Here is an 18,911-nt window from a genome sequence, read left to right as displayed (position 1 = left end):
CAAACTTCGCCAAAGGTGCGGGACTTCCCGGGTTCGGGTGACAGAAATCAAGATCATCTTCTATAGTTTCGGTCCGTCTATGAGGGGAGGGGACGGGTGTGAGGATCGGGCGCTTCGCCGTTCTTGTCGCCGTCCTCGCCGGGCTGCTCGGACTGTCGTCCCCTCGTCCGGCGGCAGCCGACCCCACTATCACCGAGCTGCGCAAACTCACCAAACAGGCGACCCAGCTCAACGAGCGCTACCGCGGGCAGATCCAGAGCCTGGAGGAGATCAGGATCCAGGCCAAGAAGGCCACCGACACCTCCGGCGACCTGGAGGCCAGGCTCAGGGCGGCCGAGGGCGAGGTCGCCCGCATCGCCCAGACCGCCTACATGGTCGGCCCCCTCGACGGCCTGCAGATCATCGCCCCGGCCACCGACCCCTACAAGGTGCTGGGGCAGGCGGCCAACATGAGTTACATGGCCGAGGAGCGCGCGCAGCGGGTCAGGAACATCCAGAAGCTGATCGACGACTCCAAAGAGGCGAAGCTCAACGCCAACGAGAAGATCGAGAAGCTGCGCCAGGAGATCAAGAAGCTGCAGAGCAAGCGCAAGGAGATCGAGCGCCTGCTCGCCAAGTACGGCTTCCAGCAGCCCGGCGGCTCCGAGGGCCTGACTCCGCGCATGGTCGCCGTACGCGCCGAGATCATGCAGAACTTCCCCATGCGCTACGGCGTCGGCTGCCTTCGCCCCGGCGACCCGGGCGAACACGGCAAGGGCCGGGCCTGCGACTTCATGATGTCCAGCGGCGGCCGGATGGCCACGGGGAACGACGCCGCGACCGGCGACGCGCTGGCCGCCTGGCTCATCAAGAACGGCGCCAGGATCGGCGTCATGTACATCATCTGGAAACAGCGCTACTACGACATCCGGTCGGGCGGCGGCTGGGATCCGATGTCCGACCGCGGCGGCGTGACCGCCAACCATTACGACCACGTGCACGTGTCGGTCTTCTGACCCCGCCGGCCGGGCATGGGCCAGGATGGAGGTCATGACCCAGACCCTGCGCCGCCGCCCCGCCCAGCGCCGGAGTGCCGAACGGGTGGAGCGCATGCTCGACGAGTGCGCGCTCCTGCTCGACGAGGCCGGCTACGACGCGCTGACCACGAAAGAGGTCGCCCGCCGGGCCGGGGTGCCGATCGGCACCTTTTACCAGTTCTTCCCCGACAAGCAGGGGTTGGTCCGGGCGCTGGCCTGGCGCAACCTGGAGGCGTTCCTCCAGCGGATCAGCGAGCGCATCCCGTCGGCCGGTCTCGGCCACTGGACCGGCCTGGTCGACCTGGCCGTCGACGAGTTCGTCGCCATGAAGCGCGCCACCCCCGGGTTCGGGGCGGTCGACTTCGGCGCGGTGCTCACCGGCCCCGACGGCGCCAGGTGGACGCTCGACGACACCCAGGAGAACAACGTCGTCGTCGCCGAGCGCCTGCGCGTCCTGACGCGCGAGCTCCTGGGCGCCCCCGCCGGCCCGGGGCTCGACCGGGCGCTCCTGGTCGCCGTCGAGGCCGCGGACGCCGTGCTCAAGCTGGCCTTCAGGGCCGCCCCCGCGGGCGACCCGGAGCTCATCGCCGAGTGCAAGCAGCTCGTCCGCCGCTACCTCGCCGACCACCTGCCGTGACGCCGTTCAGCAGGCGGCGTCCATGCGGGCGCGCAGCTCGTCGTCCAGCGTGACCTCGGTCGCGCCGATGGCCTCCTCCAGCTGCGCCAGCGTGGAGACGCCGACGATGGGGACGATCCCGCCGGCCATCAGCCAGGCCAGCACCACCTGGTTCGGGGTGGCGCCCAGCTCACCGGCGACCTCGCCCAGCACGGCGAGCCGCCGGGTCGTCCCCGGGTGGTCGTAGATCTCCCCGATCGGCCGGTCCGGCCTGGTGTACGCGCCGAACATCAGCGTGTTGTACGCCCACAACGTCAGGTCCGGCTCGGCGGCCAGGTAGTCGAGCGTCTCGTCGGTCACCAGCCTGTGCCCCGTCTCCGGCAGCCGCGTGCCCGGCCGCGGCCGCAGGTACGTGTGGCGCAGCTGCGCATACGTGTACCGGATCCAGCCGTGCGCCGCCGAGACGTTCCTGGCCCGCTCCAGCCGCCAGGCGGCCACGTTGCTGGCGCCGATGCCGCGCACCTTGCCGGCCCTGGCCAGCTCGTCGAACGCCCCCAGGGTCTCCTCCAGGGGCACGGAACGGTCTTCGACGTGCGCCCAGTACAGGTCGATGCGGTCCGTCCCGAGCCGGCGCAGGCTGTCCTCGGCGGCCTTGGCGATCACCGGCGCCGACAGGCCCTCCGCCGAGTCCAGCGTCGTGTCACCGGGGACGGTCGGCCGCGCGCCGACCTTCGTGCTGATGAAGATCTCGTCCCGGTTGCCGCGGGCGGCCAGCCACGCGCCGATGGCCAGCTCGCTCTCGTCCCCCGAGCGGCCCTCGACCCAGAACGGGTAGTTGTCGGCCGTGTCGAGCATGGTGCCGCCGGCCTCGTGGAACCGGTCGAGGATCGCGAACGTGTCGTCCATGCCGACGGTGGTGCCGAACGGAATCGTGCCGAGTGCGATGTTCATGGGCCAGATGCTGGGAGCTGGAGTCCACTCCATGTCAAGCCCCCCGAATTCGAGTTGACCTGGAGCCCGCTCCAGGTGGGATTCTTGGGCGCATGAGCGTGTACACCCCGGCGGAGGTCGTCGAGGAGACCGGCTTCACCCTCGACACCCTGCGGTACTACGAGAAGATCGGCCTGCTCGAGCCCGTCGAGCGCAACTCGTCCGGGCAGCGCAGGTTCAGTGAGGAGCACCTCAGCTGGCTCGGCATGGTCCGCTGCCTGCGCGACACCGGCATGCCGATCGCGCAGATGCTGCGCTTCGCCGAGCTGTCCCGCGCCGGCGACCACACGATCCCCGACCGCATCAAGCTCCTGGAGGAGCACGAGCAGCACGTCCAGGCGCAGATCGACAACCTCGCCGCGCGGCGCGGCTACATCCGGAACAAGATTTCCTACTACCGCAGCGTCCTCTAGCCGTGTCTTTGCGCCGCGGTTGTTAGACCGAGGTGCATGGCTGGATCGAGGGCGAGGCGGATCAACGTGCCGCTGCGCCACGTCGCCAGGGTTTGCGCGGTGATGTTGTTCGTCCTGCTCGGGCACGTCACGGTGATCCAGGCGTTCGGCTCGCGCGCGCTCAACTCCGACCCCAGGAACGAACGCCCCCTGATCGCCCGCTACGACCACCCGCGCGGCGACATCCTCACCTACGACGGCACACCCGTCGCGACCAGCCGGCTCGACCGCGGCGGCCCCTACCGCTACCGCCGCGTCTACCGGCACGGCGAGCTGTACGCGGCCGTCACCGGCCACCTCTCGCTGCACCGCGCCACGGGCATCGAGCAGGCGGAGGACGGCGTGTTGTCCGGGCAGGACGCCAGGGTCAAGGTCCGGTCGCTGGTCAGGGACGGCGCCGTCGAGGGGGCCGACGTCCGGCTGACGATCAGCGACCGGGTGCAGTGGGCGGCCTACCAGAGCCTCAAGGCGACGGGGGTGCCGGGGGCGGCGGTGGCCGTCGACCCGGCGACCGGGGCGATCCTCGCGCTGGCCACCTACCCGACGTACGACCCCAACGTGCTGGCCACGTTCGACCGGGAGCGGCTGGCCAGGGTGACCGGGCGGCTGCGCGGGGACCCGGAGCGGCCGCTGGTCAACCGGGCTCTCGACCGGCTCTATCCGCCGGGGTCCACGTTCAAGCTGGTCACCACGGCGGCGGCGCTGGCCTCGCGCGAGTACACGCCCACGGCGACCGTGAACGCGCCCGCCCGCCTGCGGCTGCCGGGCACGTCGACGTACGTCCGCAACGCCGGCGACCGCCCGTGCGGGAACGGCCGGCCGACCCTGCTGTACGCCTTCCAGCAGGCGTGCGACACGGCGTTCGCCGGCATCGGGCTCCAGCTCGGGCAGGACCTGCTCAGGGACCAGGCAGAGGCGTTCGGGTTCAACGCCCGCGACCTGACGATCCCGCTGCCGGCGACGCCGAGCCGGTACCCGGTCGCGATGGACCGGGCGCAGACGGCCCTGACCGCCATCGGCCGCCACGAGAGCCGGGTGACGCCGCTGATGGTCGCCATGATGTCGGCCGCGGTGGCCAACAACGGGGTGCTGATGCGGCCGTACCTGGTGCAGGAGGTCCGGCTGCCGGACGGGTCCGTCATGAACCGGGCCAACCCCGTGCCGTACCGGACGGCGGTGCCGCCGACGCTGGCGAAGTACCTGGCGCTGATGATGACGACGGTGCGGCGCGGCGGGGGCACGCAGGTGGCCGTGCCCGGCGTGCGGGTCGCCGCGCGGACCGCCGTCACGCGGGAGGCGCCGGGGACGGAACGGCACGCGCTGGTCACCGCCTTCGCGCCCGCCGACGCGCCGGAGGTGGCGGTCGGCGTCGTCCTGGAGGACGCCGGGGAACGCGCCCCGGCGGTCGGGCCCGTCGCCCGCGCGATCATCGAGGCGGCGCTCTCCTGAGACTCGTCCGAGGGAGACTTCTTCGCCGCCGACGTCTGGGCGCGCGGCGTAGTTGATGCCACACTCACAGTGATGCTGCGATCCGCCGAATTCAGCAACCTGCCGGCCGAGCCGAACGCGTTCGTGGGCCGTGAGTCCGACGTCGACGAGCTCGCCCACCTGATGCGCGTCTCGCGGGTGGTGACCCTGTACGGCGCCGGCGGCATCGGCAAGACCCGGCTGGCCCTGCGGCTGGCCGCCCGCATCGCCCCCGAGCACCCCGGCGGCGTCTGGCTGGTCGAGCTGGCCGACGTGGAGAAGGGCGGGGTCAGAGGACACGCCGCCGCCGCGCTCGGCATCGCGGGCGAGCTGTCCGAGACGGTCGGCGACCGGCGCGTGCTGCTCGTGCTCGACAACTGCGAGCCGGTCGTGGCCGAGTGCGCCGAGCTCTGCCGCGACCTGCTGGGCGCCTGCCCGTCGGTGAGCGTGCTGGCCACCAGCCGCGAGCCGCTGCGCGTGCCGGGCGAGACGGTGTGGCGGGTGCCGCCGCTGTCGGTCGACGGCGTCGACAGCGAGGCCGTGCGGCTGTTCGTGGCCAGGGCCGTGGCCGTGCGGCCCGGGTTCCAGCTGACCGGCGAGACCGCTCCGCTCGTCGTGGAGCTCTGCCGGGCGCTCGACGGGCTGCCGCTGGCGATCGAGCTGGCCGCCGCCATGGTGCGGTTCCTGTCGGTGGGGCAGCTCGTCGAGCGGTTCGACGACCGCCTGAGGTTGCTGCGGGGCGGTCCCCGTACGGCTCCGCCGCGCCACCGCACGCTCTGGGCCGCCGTCGACTGGAGCTACCGCCTGCTCACCCCGCAGGAACGCCTGCTGCTGCGCCGTACGGCCGCCTTCCGCTCGGCGTGGACACTCGACCTGGCGGAGGCGGTCTGCTCCGGCCCCGGCCTCGCCGAGCCGGAGGTGCTGCCCAGGCTCTGCGACCTCATGGACAAGTCGCTCGTCGTCCTCGACGGTGAGATCGCCGGCCAGGCCCGCTACCGGCTGCTGGAGACCGTCCGCGAATACGCGCTGGAGCAGCTCGCCGAGTCCGGCGAGGAGACCGACGTACGGCGCCGCCACCTGCTGGCGATGGCCGGGCTCGCCAACCGGTTCAGGCAGACGCTGGCGCCGGGCGCGCGCACGTCGTGGCCGGTGGTCGAGCGGCACATCAACCTCATCGACGGGCTCAAGGCCGAGATGGGCGCCGCCTGCGACTGGTCGATCGCCGCCGGGCTGCCGGAGGCCGCGCTCGGCCTGCTGGTCGACGTACGGTTCGTGCTGATCGGCAGCGGGCGCAAGCTCGACATGGCCGAGCGGCTCGACCGGCTGCTCGCCCTCGGCTCGCCACGGGTGCCGCGGGCGCTGCACGGGCAGGCCCAGATCGTGCGCGGCGAGCTGGCACTGGCGGCCGGCGACCTGGAGCCGGCGCTGCGGCACGTACGCGCCGGGCTCGACCTGTGCGCCGCCGCCGGAGACGCCTACGGCGAGGCCGCGGGCACGGTGGTGCTGGCCCGGCTCACCGGCGAGCAGCAGGTGGTGGAGCGCGCGCTGGAAGCGGCCAGGCAGTGCGGCGACCTCATCCTGGAGTCGCTGGCCCAGGGCGCCAGGGCGCGCGCCGCCCTGCACCAGGGCCGGCTGCACGAGGCGCGGCGGGCGTTCGAGGAGGCCCTGTCGATCGACGAGGAGCTCGACAACCACTACGGGCAGGCCTCCGACCACATCGGCCTGGCGCAGGTGGCCCGGCGCTGCGGCGACCCGGCCACCGCCCGGCGCCACTACGAGGCGGCGCTGCGCCTGCTGCGGCACGTCGACGCCCGCCAGCACACCGTGAGCTGCCTGGCCGGGCTCGGCCGGGTGGCGCTCGGCCAGGGCGACCTCGCGCAGGCCAGGGCCAGGCTGACCGAGGCGCTGGTGCTCAGCCGAGACGCGGGGCTGCGCGCGAGCATCGCCCGGCGGCTGGAGGCGTGGGCGAGCCTGGTCGCTGCCGAGGGCGACCACCGGCGGGCGGTCCTGCTGGCGGCGGCCTCGGTGACGCTCGGCGGGCGGCAGCCGGACGCCCGCACCGAGGAGGTGCTGCGGCCGGCCAGGGCCGCCCTGGGCGAGGCCGTGACGGGGCTGCTGTGGGCCGAGGGCGGCGCGCTGACCGTGGACCAGGCAGTGGCCTGCGCCCTCGACGGCGACCTGCCCGAGCCGCCGCCCGAGCCGGTCGTGCCGGTCAGCCAGGAGAGCAGGCTCACCGCCAGGGAACGCGAGATCGCCGGGCTGGTCGCCCGCGGCCTGAGCAACCGGGCCATCGCCGACGAACTCGTCATCAGCCCCGCGACCGTGGCCCGCCACGTGGCCAACATCCTGGCCAAGCTGGGCTTCTCCACGCGTACACAGATCGCCGCATGGGTCATCGGCGGGAGGTGACCTCTCTACACATGGCGGGGCGTGGCCGCGTACATCGTCGAATGGCCATGTCAGCGCATGCGCGAGGAGGCCGTGCACCCCTAGCGTTTCTTCCGGCGATCGGCCGCGCCGCACGGGGCGGAGGATCCACCGGGGACGTCACGCGTCCCCGTGGGGCTGGGCCTCCTCGGAGGGGTGGGGGTCCGGCTCCGGGCGCGTGACAGCGGGCTCGAGTCGCGCAGGGCTCGGGCCCGCCCAGAGCTCGGGCGAATGCACAGTCTCCTACATACATCGGTGGATGCTGGGGCCGCCCGTGCGGCCATACGTTGGCGGGCATGAAACCCACCGCCTCGTCCACCGGCACCGTGATCCATGAGGTGTTCCGCCGGGCTTACGAGCGTGGCGACCGTCCGGCCCTCATCGACCTGCGCGGCGGCCACGTCTACGGCTACCGGCGGCTGGTCACCGAGGTGACGAGGGCCGCCTCCGGGCTCGTCCGCAGGGGCGCCCGGCGCGACCAGGTGGTGGGGGTGCACGTCTCCACCGTGGGCGCGCAGACACTGGCGGTCCACACGGTGGTGGCGGCCGGCGGGGTGGCCGCGCCGATCGACCCAGGGCTCGGCCCCGACGAGATCGCCGAACGGCTGCGCGCGTGCGACGCCCGCACCCTGATCACCACCCCCGACCTCGCGCGCACGGCGGTGCTCGCCGCGGAGGAGTCCCGGGTGCGGCAGGTCGTCTCGCTCGGCCCGGCCCTCGACACGATCGACTTCCGCGGCCTGCTGACGCTGGAGCCGACCGCGCTGCCCACGCTCGACGCCCGCCGCCAGGACGCCCTGCTGCTCGCCGAGGGCCGTCGCCTGTCCCACGCCGACCTGGTCGGCCGGATGGCGGAGATCGACGTCCCCGTACGCCTGGCCGAGTCCGACGTGGTGCTGACCACGTGGCTGCCCGACGGCGGCTGCGACCTCATCGCCCTGGTCGGCCTCGGCGTCTCCAAGGGGGCGCTGGTGGTCGCGGCCCACGACGCCGACCTGCCCGGCACCGCGTACGACTTCAGCGTCACCGTGGTGACGGGCCCGGACGGGGCGCTGGAGCGGGTCGGTCAGGAGGGGTTCGCCAGGTGAGAGAGTGGCTCGCCGCGCACGTAGCGGGCCACGTCGGCGGCCACGATCGAGGCCGCCTTCATCGCCGTCTCCTTGCTGGCCCCGGCCAGGTGCGGCGTCATGATGAGGTTCGGGGTCGTGAGCAGGCGCGAGCCCGGCGGGATCGGCTCCTCGGGGAAGACGTCCACCGCGGCGCCGAACAGGTGGCCGGAATCCAGCGCGTCGCACAGCGCGTCGTAGTCGAGCAGCGCGCCGCGGGCGCAGTTGACCAGCACCGAGCCGCGCGGCATGGCGGCGATCTGCCCGGCGCCGATCATGCCGGCGGTCTCCGGGGTGGCGCGGGCGTGCAGGGAGACGAAGCGGGAGCGTTCGAGCAGCTCGGGCAGCTCCACCCGGTTCGGCACGTCGACGTACGGGTCGTAGACCAGCACCTCCGCGCCGAACCCTTCGAGCATGCGGGCCACGCGGCGGCCGATGGCGCCGTACCCGATCAGGCCGGCGGTGTTGCCCTCCAGCTCCGGGCCGACGTTGTCGTAGGTGTAGTAGTCACCGCGCCACACGCCCCCGGCCAGGTCGCCGTGCGTCTGCGGGATCCGGCGGGTGGCGGCCAGCAGCATGGCGAGGGTGTGCTCGGCGGTGGCCACCGCGTTGCGGCCCGGCGCGAACGTCACCGCCACCCCGGCCCGGGTGGCGGCCTCCAGGTTGGCGTTGACCGGCCCGCCCCGGCTCACGCAGAACAGCCGCAGCCCGGGGCTGGCCTCCAGGACCCGCCTGGTCAACGGCGCCATCTGGGTCACGCAGACCTCGACGCCGTCGAGCGCCTCGATCAGCTCGTCCTCCACGTCGGAGGCCTCGTCCACCTCGCCCACCTTGCCGAACGGCACCAGCGGCCACGGGAGCGTCAGCTCACGGATGTCCAGCTCGCCGGGGACCTCGCGCCTGAGCGCCTCGACGAACAGCCGGTTCTGGACGAAGTGGTCGCCTGCGGCCAAGACTCGGATGGTCAACGAACGACTCCAATCGGGGAGTTGTACTGCAGCATCGCGACCTGCCCGATGCTCAAGCGCAGCTCGGTCAGGGCGCAGTTGTCCAGACGCGGGAACAGCCGCCGGTACTCGCCGAGCGGCACCCCGATCAGCCGGCACAGGGCGAGCCTGATGGCGGTCGTGTGCGCGACCACCAGGACGCGGCCCGTGGGATGCACGGAGTGGATGTCGCACAGCGCGGCGACGAACCGGTCGGCGGCCGCGTGCGGGTCCTCGCCGCCCGGCAGCGGGTTGGCGGCGGGGTCGGCCTCGAAGGCGGTCCTGGCCTCGGGGAAGCAGGCCTTCATCTCCGCGGAGGTGAGGCCCTCGCCCTCGCCGAAGTCGAGCTCGCGCAGCCGGGCGTCCACCTGCAGCTCCACACCTGCCTTGGCGGCGCTCGCGGCGGCGGTGATCCTGGCTCGGCTGAGCGTGGACGCCCACACGGCCGCCAGGCCCGCCCCCGCCGCCCAGTCGGCCAGCTGGTCGGCCTGCTCGTGGCCGCGCGGGGTCAGCTCGACCTCGCTGCTCCCTGCGTAGCGGTTCTCGGCGTGCCACGCCGTCTCGCCGTGGCGGACGAGCACGAGGTCGGTCATCGGGTGGTCCTCTCACGGGCGTGCGCGGCGGCTCCGGCGTCCAGCCAGCCCCGCTCTTCCAGTTCGGCGACGAAACGAAGGTACGGCTCCCGCAGGTCGGCGCCCGACGGCTCGACCACGGCGCGCGTCCTGATCATGCGGGCCGGGTCGCCGCCCGCCAGGACGGCCATGCCCAGCGCGGGCTCGGCGTTCTCGCGCAGCGTGACCGGCCGCCGCAGGACGTCCGCCCGCAGCCGCGTCCAGTACGGGCTCCTGGTCGCGCCGCCGGTCAGGGTGATCTCCCCGTCCACCGGGGCGCCCAGCAGGTCGAGGTAGTCGAAGCAGAGGCGTTCGACGAAGGCGGCGCCGAGCAGAACGGCCGCGTAGCGCTCGACGTCGTCGGCCGGCTCGCCCAGGGTGAAGCCCTCGGCCTCCGGGGCCGCGAACGGGAAGCGCTCGCCGCGCGAGACCAGCGGGTAGGTGACGGCGGGCGGCAGTGGCCCGCCCGAGCTCGCGGGCGGCACGGGCGCGGGAAGCCCTCCCGCCAAGCCGCGTCCGCCGCCGTAGCGGGCCTCGGCCTGCGTGCTGAGCAGGTCCAGGTCGCGGCCGGGCAGGTCGCGGGTCAGGACGCCGGCGCCCGTGCTGGACGCCCCGCCGGGCAGCCAGGAGCCGTCGGGGGCGCGGTGGGAGTAGACCACGCCGAGCGGGTCGTGGATCAGCTGCTTCGTGACGCCCTTCAGGACCAGCGTGGTGCCGAGCACCGAGTTCCAGTTGCCGGGCAGCAGGGCGCCCGCGCCGAGCTGGGCCGCGCAGCCGTCCGTGGTGCCGGCGACGACCGGGGTGCCCGCCGGGATGCCGGTCTCCTCGGCCGCCGCCGCGCACACCTCGCCGAGGCGGGCGCCGGGCCGGACGACGTCGGGCAGCATCCCCGCGGGCACGCCCAGCGCGTCGAACACCTCCATCGGCCAGCGTTCCTCGATCAGGTCCACGCCGGTCTTGAGCGCGTTGGACAGGTCGGTGGCCACGTCGTGCCCGGTCAGGCGCCGGTTGACGAAGTCGTTCTGGTGGGCCAGCCGCGCGCCCGCCGGGGCGTCCGGCAGCAGCCACAGCAGCTTCGGCAGCGCCCAGTTCGGCTGCATGCGCCGGTAGCCGAGCCGATCCCACACGTGCGCGCCCGCCTCGTTGACGCGGGTCGCGTCGGCGCGCCGGTCGTCGTACATCAGGGCCGGGGTGAGCGGGTCGCCCCCGGCGTCGGTGAGCAGGATCGTGCCAGATGTCGCGTCCACCGCCACGCCCTCGACCCGGCCGGCGGGCACGTCGCGCAGGGCCTCCCGGGTGGCGGCCGCCAGCGCGCTCCACCACTGCTGCGGGTCCTGCTCGTGGCGGGGGCCGTCGCGGTGGCTGGTCAGCGGGCGGCTGCCGGTGCCGAGCACCCGCCCCTCGCCGGTGACGGCCAGCGCGCGCACGCTCTGGGTGCCCAGGTCGATGCCGATCCACACGCTCATGTACGGCCTCTCGTACGCATCTGCGCGAGCAGCGGCCACGAGTCCGCGGCGCCGTCGCGCAAAGTCAGGAAGTCGGCGAACAGCCGGTCGTAGCGTTCCCGGCGGGCGGGGTCGGGCTCGACCGCGTCGCGCAGGCGTACGTGCCGCCCGGCCGCCGCCGCGACGGACGGGGCCGCCCCGGTGGCGGCCAGGCCGACGAGGTAGGCCCCCCTCGCGCCGACCTCGTCGTCGGCCGAGCGGCGTACCGGCAGGCCGGTCACGTCGGCGATCAGCCGCAGCCAGAAGCCGCTGGCCGCGCCGCCGCCGCACGCCCGCAGCTCCGTGGGCGCCGCCCCGGTGGCCGTCAGGCAGTCGCGGATCACCATGGTCAGCCCCTCGAACACCGCCCTGGCGACGTCCTCGCGGCGGTGCTCGAACGACATGCCCAGCAGCGCCCCCCTGGCCAGCGGGTCGGAGAACGGCGCCCGCTCACCGGCCGGCGACAGGTACGGCAGGAACGCCAGGCCGCCCGCCCCCGGCTCGCCCCGCTCGGCCAGCTCGCCCAGCTCGGCCGGGCCGGCCAGAGCCAGCAGGCGGCACGTCCACTGCACGACCTCCGTGCCCGCGAACGTGGGAAAGGCCCGCAGGTAGCCTCCGGGCAGCGCGATGGTGATGCCGGTCGGCTCGCCGTCCAGGCTGGGGGAGTCCACGATGACCTCGGTGCTCAGCGTGGTGCCGAGGATCGCGCACGCCTGCCCCGGCTCCACCGCTCCCGCGCCGAGCGCCGTCGAGGCGATGTCGTACGGCGCCATGACCACCGGCGTCCCGGCGGCCAGGCCCAGCGCGGTGGCGGCCGTCGCGGTCAGACCGGCGACCGGGCACGGCCGGACCGGCGGCAGCAGCCGCTCGGCCCACTCCAGCCCGAACAGGCCCAGCAGCTCCGGCGAGTACGCCCGCGCCCGCAGGTCCATGAACGGCGCCGAGGCGTCGGACTCGTCGGCCACCAGCTCCCCGGTCAGCCGGGAGAAGATCCAGCCGCCGCAGGTCAGGTTGGCATGGGACCGGGCGAGCCGCTCGGGGTCGTGCTCCTTCAGCCACGTCAGGATGGCGTGCGGCAGCCCGGACGCCGCCGAGGAGCCGTTGCGGCGGAAGGCCGTCGCCGCGACCCCCTGGCGGGTCCAGGCGTCCACCGTGCCGGCCGCCCGGCCGTCGTTCCAGAGGATGGCGGGGCCGGTCGGCTCGCCGTCGGGGCCGACCAGCCAGCACCCGTCGCCCTGGGCGGTGACGGCCACCACATCCGCGCCGCCCACCTGGGCCGCGACCTCGCGCACCGTGGCCGCGACCGCGTCCCAGACGGCGGCCATGTCCTGCTCGCAGTGGCCGGGCGCGGGCCGCGACACGACGGTCTCGCGCCGGGCGACGGCCGCCTCCGCGCCGGAGTCGTCGTAGCCGACCGCCTTGATGACCGTGGTCCCGGCGTCGACGCAGATGACGCCCATCAGGCCCTGCCGTGGGAGGTCCGCGACCGCCGCGACACGGAGTCGACGACGACGGCGAGCAGCAGCACGACGCCGGTGACCACGAACCGGATCGAGGAGTCGAGGTTGAGCAGGGTCAGGCCGCTGGAGATGGACTGGATCACGATGATGCCGAGCAGCGCGCCGAACGCCGTGCCGCGCCCGCCGAACAGGCTCGTCCCGCCGATCACGGCCGCCGCGATCGCGTTGAGGTTGACGTCGCCGCCGCCGCTGCTCTGGTTGGCCGCGGCGAGCCGGGCGGCGGCCAGGATGCCGCCGACCGCGGCGAACGTCGAGCAGAGCACGAACACCGAGGTGTAGACGGCCTTGACGTTGATGCCGGCCCGGCGGGCGGCCTCCACGTTGCCGCCCACGGCGTAGACGGCGCGGCCCCACTTCGTCCGCGACAGCAGGTAGTGCATGATCAGCACCAGCGCGACGAAGAAGACGAACATCCAGCCGACGCCGCGCGTCTGCCCCAGGTACCAGACCACGAACGCCAGCACGACCAGCAGCGCGGCGCTGCGCACCGCCAGCACCGACGTGCCGCGGGCCGACAGCCCGGCCCGCCGCCGCTCGCGCGCGTGCAGGTAGCCGCTGACGAACAACCAGACCGCCGCGACCACGGCCAGCGTGTACGACAGCCAGGCCGGCACGAACGCCAGCTGCGCGAAGTTCACCAGCCCCGAGTCGAACGGCAGGTTGATCGACCCCTTGGTGCCGAGCACGTACAGCTGCAGGCCGAGGAAGGCGAGCAGGCCGGCCAGCGTGATCACGAAGCTGGGCACGCCGAACCGGTTGAACAGCTGGCCGTACACCCATCCGACGACCGCGCCCATGACGACGGCGGCCGCGATGGCCAGCCAGACCGGCAGCCCCTCGCCGACGAACAGCACCGCGAGCACCGCGCCCGACAGGCCGCTGACCGAGCCGACGGACAGGTCGATCTGGCCGACCAGCAGCACGCAGACGATGCCGAGCGCGATGACGCCGACGGCGGCGGACTCCAGGGTGAGGTTCACCAGGTTGGCGCTGGACAGGAAGATCGGGTTGAGGATCTGCAGGACCGTCCAGATCACCACGAGACCGACCACGACCGGGATGACGCCGAGGTCGCCGCCGCGCGCCCGGTCCACGATGTCGGAGACGACCCCGCGCACGCCGTCACGGCTGCGCAACCGCTCGTCCTGCAGGTCTGTGCTCATGGCCTCACTCCGCTCGGCGGCTCGGTCGCCTTGACGTCGCCGCCTACCCCCGCTCCGGTCGCCGCGCTCCCGCCGCTCCCTCGCGTCCTCTTCGCGGGTGGTCACGACGACCGTCCTTCCTGCGGCGTGTGACCCGCCGCCCCCTCACGGGCCGCGCGGCGGGAGACCACGTTGTCGGTGGCGCCGGTGATGGCGGCGATGATGTCCTCGGTGGAGACGTCGTTCACCTTGAACACTCCGTTGTTGCGGCCGAGCCGCAGCACCGCCACGGTGTCGGCCACGGCCTTCACGTCGGCCATGTTGTGACTGATCATGATCACGCCCAGGCCGTTCTCGCGCAGCCGCTCGACCAGGTTGAGCACCTCGGCCGTCTGGGCGACGCCGAGCGCGGCGGTGGGCTCGTCCAGGATGATGATCTTGGGGTCGCCGAGCAGCGACCTGGCGATGGCGACCGTCTGCCGCTGGCCGCCCGACAGCGCGGCCACCGGCACCCGTACGCTCGGGATCTTCGCCGACAGCTGGCGGAGCAGCTCCCACGACCGCGTCTCCATGGCCACCTCGTTCAGCCGCAGCGGGCGGATCTCGTGGCCGAGGAACAGGTTCTGGATGACGTTGAGGTTCTCGCAGAGGGCCAGGTCCTGGTAGACGGTGGCGATGCCGAGCTTCTGCGCGGCGGACGGGTTCGTGATCGCCACCTCGCGCCCCTCGAACGTGACCGTGCCCGAGTCCGGGGGATGCACGCCCGAAAGGATCTTGACCAGCGTCGACTTGCCCGCGCCGTTGTCGCCCACGACGGCGAGGACCTCGCCCGCGTCGACGTCGAGCTCGATGTCGGTGAGCGCGGCGACCGCGCCGAAGGTCTTGCTGATGCCGCGCAGGGACAGAACGGTCATCTTGCTCCTACTTGATGCCGAGCTCGTCGCAGCCTGCGGCGTACTCGCCGGTGCACACGTCGGCGGCCTTCATGATGCCGCTCTCGAAGAGCACCTCCTTGATGTTCTCCTTGGTCACGACCGTGGGGACGAACAGCTCGGAGGGCGTGTCGTAGAGCGTGGCCTTGCCGGCGGGCTTCTTGCCCTGCATGAAGTCCCAGGCCACGTTGGCGGCGGCCTCCGCGACGATCTTGATCGGCTTGGAGATCGTGTTGTACTGGTCGCCCGCGATGATGCGCTGCGCGGCGGCCACCTCGGCGTCGTTGCCGGTCACCGGCGGCACGTCCCCGCCCGCGGCCTTGAACGCGGCGATCGCGCCGCCGCCCGTGCCGTCGTTGGCCGCGACCACGCCGACGATCTGGTCCTTGAACTGCGTGATCTGGCCGCTGACCCAGGTCTGCGCCTTCTCCGGCTGCCAGTCGGGGGTGTCGTACTCGGCCAGCAGCTTGAAGCCGCTCGGGTCCACCGCGCTGTGGATGCCCTTCTTGATCAACCCGGCCGCGGCGTCCGTGGGGGAGCCGTTGACCTGGAGGATGCCGCCCTCGGCGTTCTCGGCCTTGAGGTGGTCGACCAGGGACTGGGCGATCATCTGGCCGATCTTCTCGTTGTCGAACGAGATGTAGTAGTCGGCGGGCGTGGCCGGGATCGGCCGGTCGTAGGCGATGATCGGCACCTGCTGCGACTGGGCCGTCTTGACGATGGTGGCCGCGGCGGCGGAGTCGACCGGGTCGATGACGATGGCCTTGACGCCCTGGGCGAGCGCCGAGTTGGCCTGCTGCTGCTGTTTGGCGGCGTCGGAGTCGGCGTTCTGGTAGATGACCTCGCAGCTCGGGCAGAGCTGCTTCATCCTGGCCTCGAACAGGGGCCTGTCCTGGAGTTCGTACCGGGTGGAGGCGAGGTCGGGCATGAGGAAGGCGACCTTGGCGTTCTCCAGGTCGCCGCCACCGCCGGTGCCGCCGCCCGCGGTCGAACCGGAGCCGCACGCCGCCAGCGCCGAGCCTGCGAGCACTGCCACTGCGGCCAGCGCGGTGGTCCGCATCTTCGCTCTGTTCACGGGTTCATTCCTCACTCGCTACTGGGGATCATGACGCAGCCCCCCCGAGACACGGACATACCTCACAAGCAGGCACATCCTGTGGTGCGGCTCACGGTAGCGCGGGGTGAGAAACTTTGTCCAGCAAAAGTGTTCAGATTTGGTGCGCGGCCGCGAGCAGGCCCTCCGCGGTCGGGGTGTCCGTGACGAGCTGGTTGAAGTAGCCGCCCCTGGCGCCGGCGACGATCGAGAGCACCTTCTCCGCGCCGACGGCGACCGCGATCGTGTGCGGGATGCGCCGCAGCTCCTCCAGCTGGGTGGCGACCAGCCGCTCGCTCCCCGGGTACGTCACCGGGGCGCCGTCGCGGTCGTAGACCCGCATGCACACGTCGCCCACGGCCCGGCGCAGGCTCTCGGCGTCGCGAGGCATGAGCGAGGGCGTCATCTGGCGCATCAGCGGGGCGGAGCCGACGCCGACGATCGCGGCCTTGGCCTGCGCCCACAGGTCCATCACCCGGCGTACGGACGGCTCGTGCTGCAGCGAGGCGAACAGCTCGGGGCCGGGCAGTGCGGGGGCGTACAGGTAGGCGGGCACGCCGCCGACGCGTTCGGCCAGGATGCGGGTGGTCTCGTTGGTCTGGAACCAGGGCTGCGGCTCCTCCTGGCCGCCGACGGCGGGCGCGATCGTGACGCCCGGGTATTGGCCGAGGCCCTCGCGGGCGCACTCGTAGACCGTGGTGCCGGAGGAGACCAGCACGACGTCGCCCGAGCGCAGGCCGGTGGTGGCCAGCGCGCGGGCCAGGGCCGGGGCCAGCCAGGGGCCGAGGGCGGGGCCGCTCACTTTGGGGACGATGTAGACGCGGCGCAGGTTGAGCGCCTGCGCCACGTCGGCGGCCAGCGGGCCGTCCTCCAGTGAGGCCGGCTTGTGCACCTTGATCTCGACGATGCCCTGCTTGCGGGCCTCCGTGAGCAGGCGGCTGACGGTGGCCCTGCTGACGCCCAGTCGCTTGGCGATGTCGCCCTGGGTGGCGTCTTCCAGGTAGTACTGCTGTGCCGCCGCGTACATCAGCTCGTGGGGGAACCGGGCCTGCGTCTCTGGTGCGACGTCGGCGGCATTCATGGCACTCCTGAACACTTGTGCTGAACCGATGCGCAATCGATGATATGCGCGATTCGGCGGTCCGACGCAGTTCTCGATGTCTTCAGGCGGCAGGGTAACCGGTGATCAAGGCGTCACCCAGGGGGGTCCGGGTGTAGAGGACGCCGCGGCCGACGCGGGTCCCGACGATCAGGCCCGTCCGGCGCAGCGCCGTCAGGTGCTCGCTCGTCGTCCCAGGACTCTGCCCGAGCAGGGCGGCGAGCTGGGTGGTGGTGGCGGGCTCGGCCAGCTCGACGAGGAGGCGCGCGCGGCTACGCCCGATCAGCGCCGCGAGCCCGCCACCCGGCGCGGGCGGCGGCGCCGCGGTGCCCCGCGCCGGGTAGATCAACGCGTACGGCCAGGCGTCGTCCAGATAGGCGGCGATCTCGCCCATGAACGCCGACGGCAGGAAGAGCAGCCCCTTCCCGCCGAGCCGGTGGACCCGTCCGGCCGAGGCCGCCCCGATCTCGATCCGCCCTCCGGCTCGCCAGTGGACCTGCGGCCCGAGGTCCTCCAGGGCCGCCTGCCAGCCGTAGGCGGCCAGCCGCCCGGCCCGCTGTGCCACGTCCCGCTGCAGGACCGCGCGGAAGCGCGGCCAGTCGTGCGAGAGGATCTCCGTCCAGACCGCCGCGTACGCCTCGGCGAACAACTCCACCACGTCGGGCCCCAGCAACAGGTCCCGCACCCACTCGGCCGCCGGCGGACGCTCGGCCAGCACCCTGGTGATCTCCGCGTGCGCCAGCTCCGGCGGCGTCGCCCGCATGGCGGCCAGCTCCGTTTCGAACGGCACGTCCACCGCCGTCGGGGGAGGGGCGATGAAGTCGACGTTGTCCGCCCCCTTGTTGCCGCTGATCACGGCCGCGGCCCGCAGCACGGGGTACTGCCGCACGAGCCCCCGGTACGTCTCCCGCCACCGCGCCGCCCATTCCCGGTGCGCGCCCACGCGGTAGCGCCCGGCGAGCACCCACTGGGCGTGCATGGTCTCGATCAACGGGGAGATCGCGAACCTGCTCGCCACCAGATCCTGGGGGACGACCTCGATCGTCACCTGCACTTTTCGGTTATATCCGAATAACTCGCTCCGGGGCAGAGGGTGGCCGCAGCATCGGGTCCATGAAAGGTGCGACGTTCGGCGAGGTGTTCGCCGTCAAGGAGTTCCGCGTGCTGTTCGGCAGCTTCGCGCTGATGATCGGCGGCGACCAGATCAAGATGCTGGCCCTGTCGGTGCTGGTGTACACCCAGACCGGGTCGCCCGGCCTCTCGGCCGCCGCCTACATGGCCGGGTGGCTCCCGTACCTTCTGGGTGGGTTGTTGCTGCTCTCGCTGGCCGACCGGATCCCGGCGCGCGGGCTGATGGTGGCCGGGGAGCTGGTCAGGGCGGTCACGTGCCTGCTGCTCGCCTACGCCGGGCTGCCGGTGTGGGCGATGCTGACGCTGGTGGTGGCCACGGGGCTGTTCTCGCCGGTCTTCCTCGCCGCGCGCAACGCCATGCTGCCCGAGGTGCTGCCCGGGGACGCGTTCGTGCTGGGCCGCTCGGTGCTCACCATGGTGTCGGCCGGGGCGCAGATCGCGGGCATGGCGGCCGGCGGCGCGTTCCTGGCCTTCGCGGGCCCGTCGTCGGCGTTGGCCGCCACGGCCGCGATGGCCGTCGTGGCCGCCGCGGTGCTGCGGTCGGGGCTGCCGTACCAGCCGGCACGGGGCGCTGCCGGGCCCGGTCCGGTACGTCCGGCAGGAGCGGCCGGTCCAGGGGCGGTACGTCAGGCAGGCGCGGCCGGGCCGGGGGCCGTACGCCAGACGCTGCGCGTCAACCGGCGACTGCTGGCCGACGGGCCGGTGCGCGGGTTGCTGCTGGCCTGCTGGCTGCCGTGCGTGTGCATGGCCGGGGCGGAGGCCATGGTGGTGCCGTACCTGGGAGGCGAAGGGGAGGCGGGCGTCGTGCTGGCCGCGGCGGCGGGCGGGATGGCGGTGGG

At 73.1% G+C, this 18,911-nt stretch carries 17 protein-coding genes; 7 read left to right on the top strand and 10 right to left on the bottom strand.

All coding sequences use genetic code 11. The features are described 5' to 3' along the window. Positions 1–98: 98 nt before the first annotated feature. Positions 99–995: a coiled-coil domain-containing protein gene (locus tag E1286_RS26025; protein ID WP_132616371.1), complete on the top strand. Its 897-nt coding sequence runs from the start codon at positions 99–101 to the stop codon at positions 993–995. Between the two features lie 34 nt (positions 996–1,029). After that, the gene (locus E1286_RS26020) at positions 1,030–1,653 is read left to right on the top strand and encodes a TetR/AcrR family transcriptional regulator (protein ID WP_132616369.1); all 624 of its coding nucleotides are present in this window, start codon (positions 1,030–1,032) and stop codon (positions 1,651–1,653) included. A 6-nt stretch (positions 1,654–1,659) separates the two neighbouring features. Here E1286_RS26020 and E1286_RS26015 read toward each other — a convergent pair whose 3' ends face one another. After that, on the bottom strand, positions 1,660–2,583 hold the full coding sequence (locus E1286_RS26015; protein ID WP_132616367.1) for an aldo/keto reductase: 924 nt from the start codon (positions 2,581–2,583) through the stop codon (positions 1,660–1,662). 92 nt (positions 2,584–2,675) lie between these two features. Here E1286_RS26015 and E1286_RS26010 point away from each other — a divergent pair, with 92 nt between their 5' ends. The 4 genes from E1286_RS26010 (at position 2,676) to E1286_RS25995 (ending at position 8,056) form a co-directional block, all read left to right on the top strand. Beyond that, positions 2,676–3,035: a MerR family transcriptional regulator gene (locus tag E1286_RS26010; RefSeq protein WP_111178900.1), complete on the top strand. Its 360-nt coding sequence runs from the start codon at positions 2,676–2,678 to the stop codon at positions 3,033–3,035. Between the two features lie 36 nt (positions 3,036–3,071). After that, positions 3,072–4,523: a penicillin-binding transpeptidase domain-containing protein gene (locus tag E1286_RS26005; protein ID WP_132616365.1), complete on the top strand. Its 1,452-nt coding sequence runs from the start codon at positions 3,072–3,074 to the stop codon at positions 4,521–4,523. A gap of 72 nt (positions 4,524–4,595) precedes the next feature. Continuing rightward, positions 4,596–6,950, top strand: coding sequence for an ATP-binding protein (locus E1286_RS26000; RefSeq protein WP_132616363.1), 2,355 nt, complete (start codon positions 4,596–4,598; stop codon positions 6,948–6,950). Between the two features lie 314 nt (positions 6,951–7,264). Continuing rightward, on the top strand, positions 7,265–8,056 hold the full coding sequence (locus E1286_RS25995) for an AMP-binding protein (protein ID WP_132616361.1): 792 nt from the start codon (positions 7,265–7,267) through the stop codon (positions 8,054–8,056). Here the strand turns inward: E1286_RS25995 and E1286_RS25990 are convergent. From E1286_RS25990 to E1286_RS25950, 9 genes are all read right to left on the bottom strand, one after another. Continuing rightward, a complete protein-coding gene (locus tag E1286_RS25990) occupies positions 8,035–9,027 on the bottom strand; it encodes a 2-hydroxyacid dehydrogenase (protein ID WP_425464771.1) in 993 nt (330 codons plus the stop codon). The genes E1286_RS25995 and E1286_RS25990 overlap by 22 nt on opposite strands. A gap of 11 nt (positions 9,028–9,038) precedes the next feature. After that, positions 9,039–9,653 carry a histidine phosphatase family protein gene (locus E1286_RS25985; protein ID WP_132616359.1) on the bottom strand — a complete coding sequence of 205 codons (615 nt, stop codon included), beginning with the start codon at positions 9,651–9,653 and terminating at the stop codon, positions 9,039–9,041. Continuing rightward, complete coding sequence (locus tag E1286_RS25980; protein WP_132616357.1) at positions 9,650–11,137, bottom strand: FGGY-family carbohydrate kinase; 1,488 nt, start codon at positions 11,135–11,137, stop codon at positions 9,650–9,652. Before E1286_RS25980 ends, E1286_RS25985 begins: the two co-directional genes overlap by 4 nt. Continuing rightward, entirely contained in the window at positions 11,134–12,615 is a 1,482-nt protein-coding gene (locus tag E1286_RS25975; protein ID WP_132616355.1) for an FGGY-family carbohydrate kinase, read from the bottom strand. The genes E1286_RS25980 and E1286_RS25975 overlap by 4 nt, the downstream gene beginning before the upstream one ends. Continuing rightward, positions 12,615–13,838, bottom strand: coding sequence for a sugar ABC transporter permease (locus E1286_RS25970; RefSeq protein ID WP_132616353.1), 1,224 nt, complete (start codon positions 13,836–13,838; stop codon positions 12,615–12,617). Before E1286_RS25970 ends, E1286_RS25975 begins: the two co-directional genes overlap by 1 nt. A gap of 101 nt (positions 13,839–13,939) precedes the next feature. Next, the gene (locus tag E1286_RS25965; protein ID WP_132616351.1) at positions 13,940–14,731 is read right to left on the bottom strand and encodes an ATP-binding cassette domain-containing protein; all 792 of its coding nucleotides are present in this window, start codon (positions 14,729–14,731) and stop codon (positions 13,940–13,942) included. Between the two features lie 7 nt (positions 14,732–14,738). Then, complete coding sequence (locus E1286_RS25960; RefSeq protein WP_223190373.1) at positions 14,739–15,824, bottom strand: ABC transporter substrate-binding protein; 1,086 nt, start codon at positions 15,822–15,824, stop codon at positions 14,739–14,741. Between the two features lie 133 nt (positions 15,825–15,957). Continuing rightward, the gene (locus tag E1286_RS25955) at positions 15,958–16,923 is read right to left on the bottom strand and encodes a sugar-binding transcriptional regulator (RefSeq protein WP_132616349.1); all 966 of its coding nucleotides are present in this window, start codon (positions 16,921–16,923) and stop codon (positions 15,958–15,960) included. A gap of 82 nt (positions 16,924–17,005) precedes the next feature. Continuing rightward, the gene (locus tag E1286_RS25950; RefSeq protein ID WP_246075154.1) at positions 17,006–17,995 is read right to left on the bottom strand and encodes an ArsR/SmtB family transcription factor; all 990 of its coding nucleotides are present in this window, start codon (positions 17,993–17,995) and stop codon (positions 17,006–17,008) included. A gap of 59 nt (positions 17,996–18,054) precedes the next feature. On the opposite strand from E1286_RS25950, the gene E1286_RS25945 reads away from it, so the two are divergent. Further along, positions 18,055–18,911 (top strand): MFS transporter (locus E1286_RS25945; protein ID WP_132616347.1); only part of this gene is annotated, 857 nt, incomplete at its 3' end.

The sequence above is a fragment of the Nonomuraea terrae genome (assembly GCF_004348995.1).
GTDB classification, from domain to species: Bacteria; Actinomycetota; Actinomycetes; order Streptosporangiales; family Streptosporangiaceae; genus Nonomuraea; species Nonomuraea terrae.
Note: the sequence above shows the minus strand (reverse complement) of the source record. Positions and strands in the feature narration are given on the sequence as shown.

Coding starts and splice junctions, on each gene's coding strand:
- E1286_RS26020 (WP_132616369.1), top strand. CDS start 1,030: ATGACCCAGACCCTGCGCCGCCGCCCCGCCCAGCGCCGGAGTGCCGAA.
- E1286_RS26015 (WP_132616367.1), bottom strand. CDS start 2,583: ATGAACATCGCACTCGGCACGATTCCGTTCGGCACCACCGTCGGCATG.
- E1286_RS26010 (WP_111178900.1), top strand. CDS start 2,676: ATGAGCGTGTACACCCCGGCGGAGGTCGTCGAGGAGACCGGCTTCACC.
- E1286_RS26005 (WP_132616365.1), top strand. CDS start 3,072: ATGGCTGGATCGAGGGCGAGGCGGATCAACGTGCCGCTGCGCCACGTC.
- E1286_RS26000 (WP_132616363.1), top strand. CDS start 4,596: ATGCTGCGATCCGCCGAATTCAGCAACCTGCCGGCCGAGCCGAACGCG.
- E1286_RS25995 (WP_132616361.1), top strand. CDS start 7,265: ATGAAACCCACCGCCTCGTCCACCGGCACCGTGATCCATGAGGTGTTC.
- E1286_RS25985 (WP_132616359.1), bottom strand. CDS start 9,653: ATGACCGACCTCGTGCTCGTCCGCCACGGCGAGACGGCGTGGCACGCC.
- E1286_RS25980 (WP_132616357.1), bottom strand. CDS start 11,137: ATGAGCGTGTGGATCGGCATCGACCTGGGCACCCAGAGCGTGCGCGCG.
- E1286_RS25975 (WP_132616355.1), bottom strand. CDS start 12,615: ATGGGCGTCATCTGCGTCGACGCCGGGACCACGGTCATCAAGGCGGTC.
- E1286_RS25970 (WP_132616353.1), bottom strand. CDS start 13,838: ATGAGCACAGACCTGCAGGACGAGCGGTTGCGCAGCCGTGACGGCGTG.
- E1286_RS25965 (WP_132616351.1), bottom strand. CDS start 14,731: ATGACCGTTCTGTCCCTGCGCGGCATCAGCAAGACCTTCGGCGCGGTC.
- E1286_RS25955 (WP_132616349.1), bottom strand. CDS start 16,923: ATGAATGCCGCCGACGTCGCACCAGAGACGCAGGCCCGGTTCCCCCAC.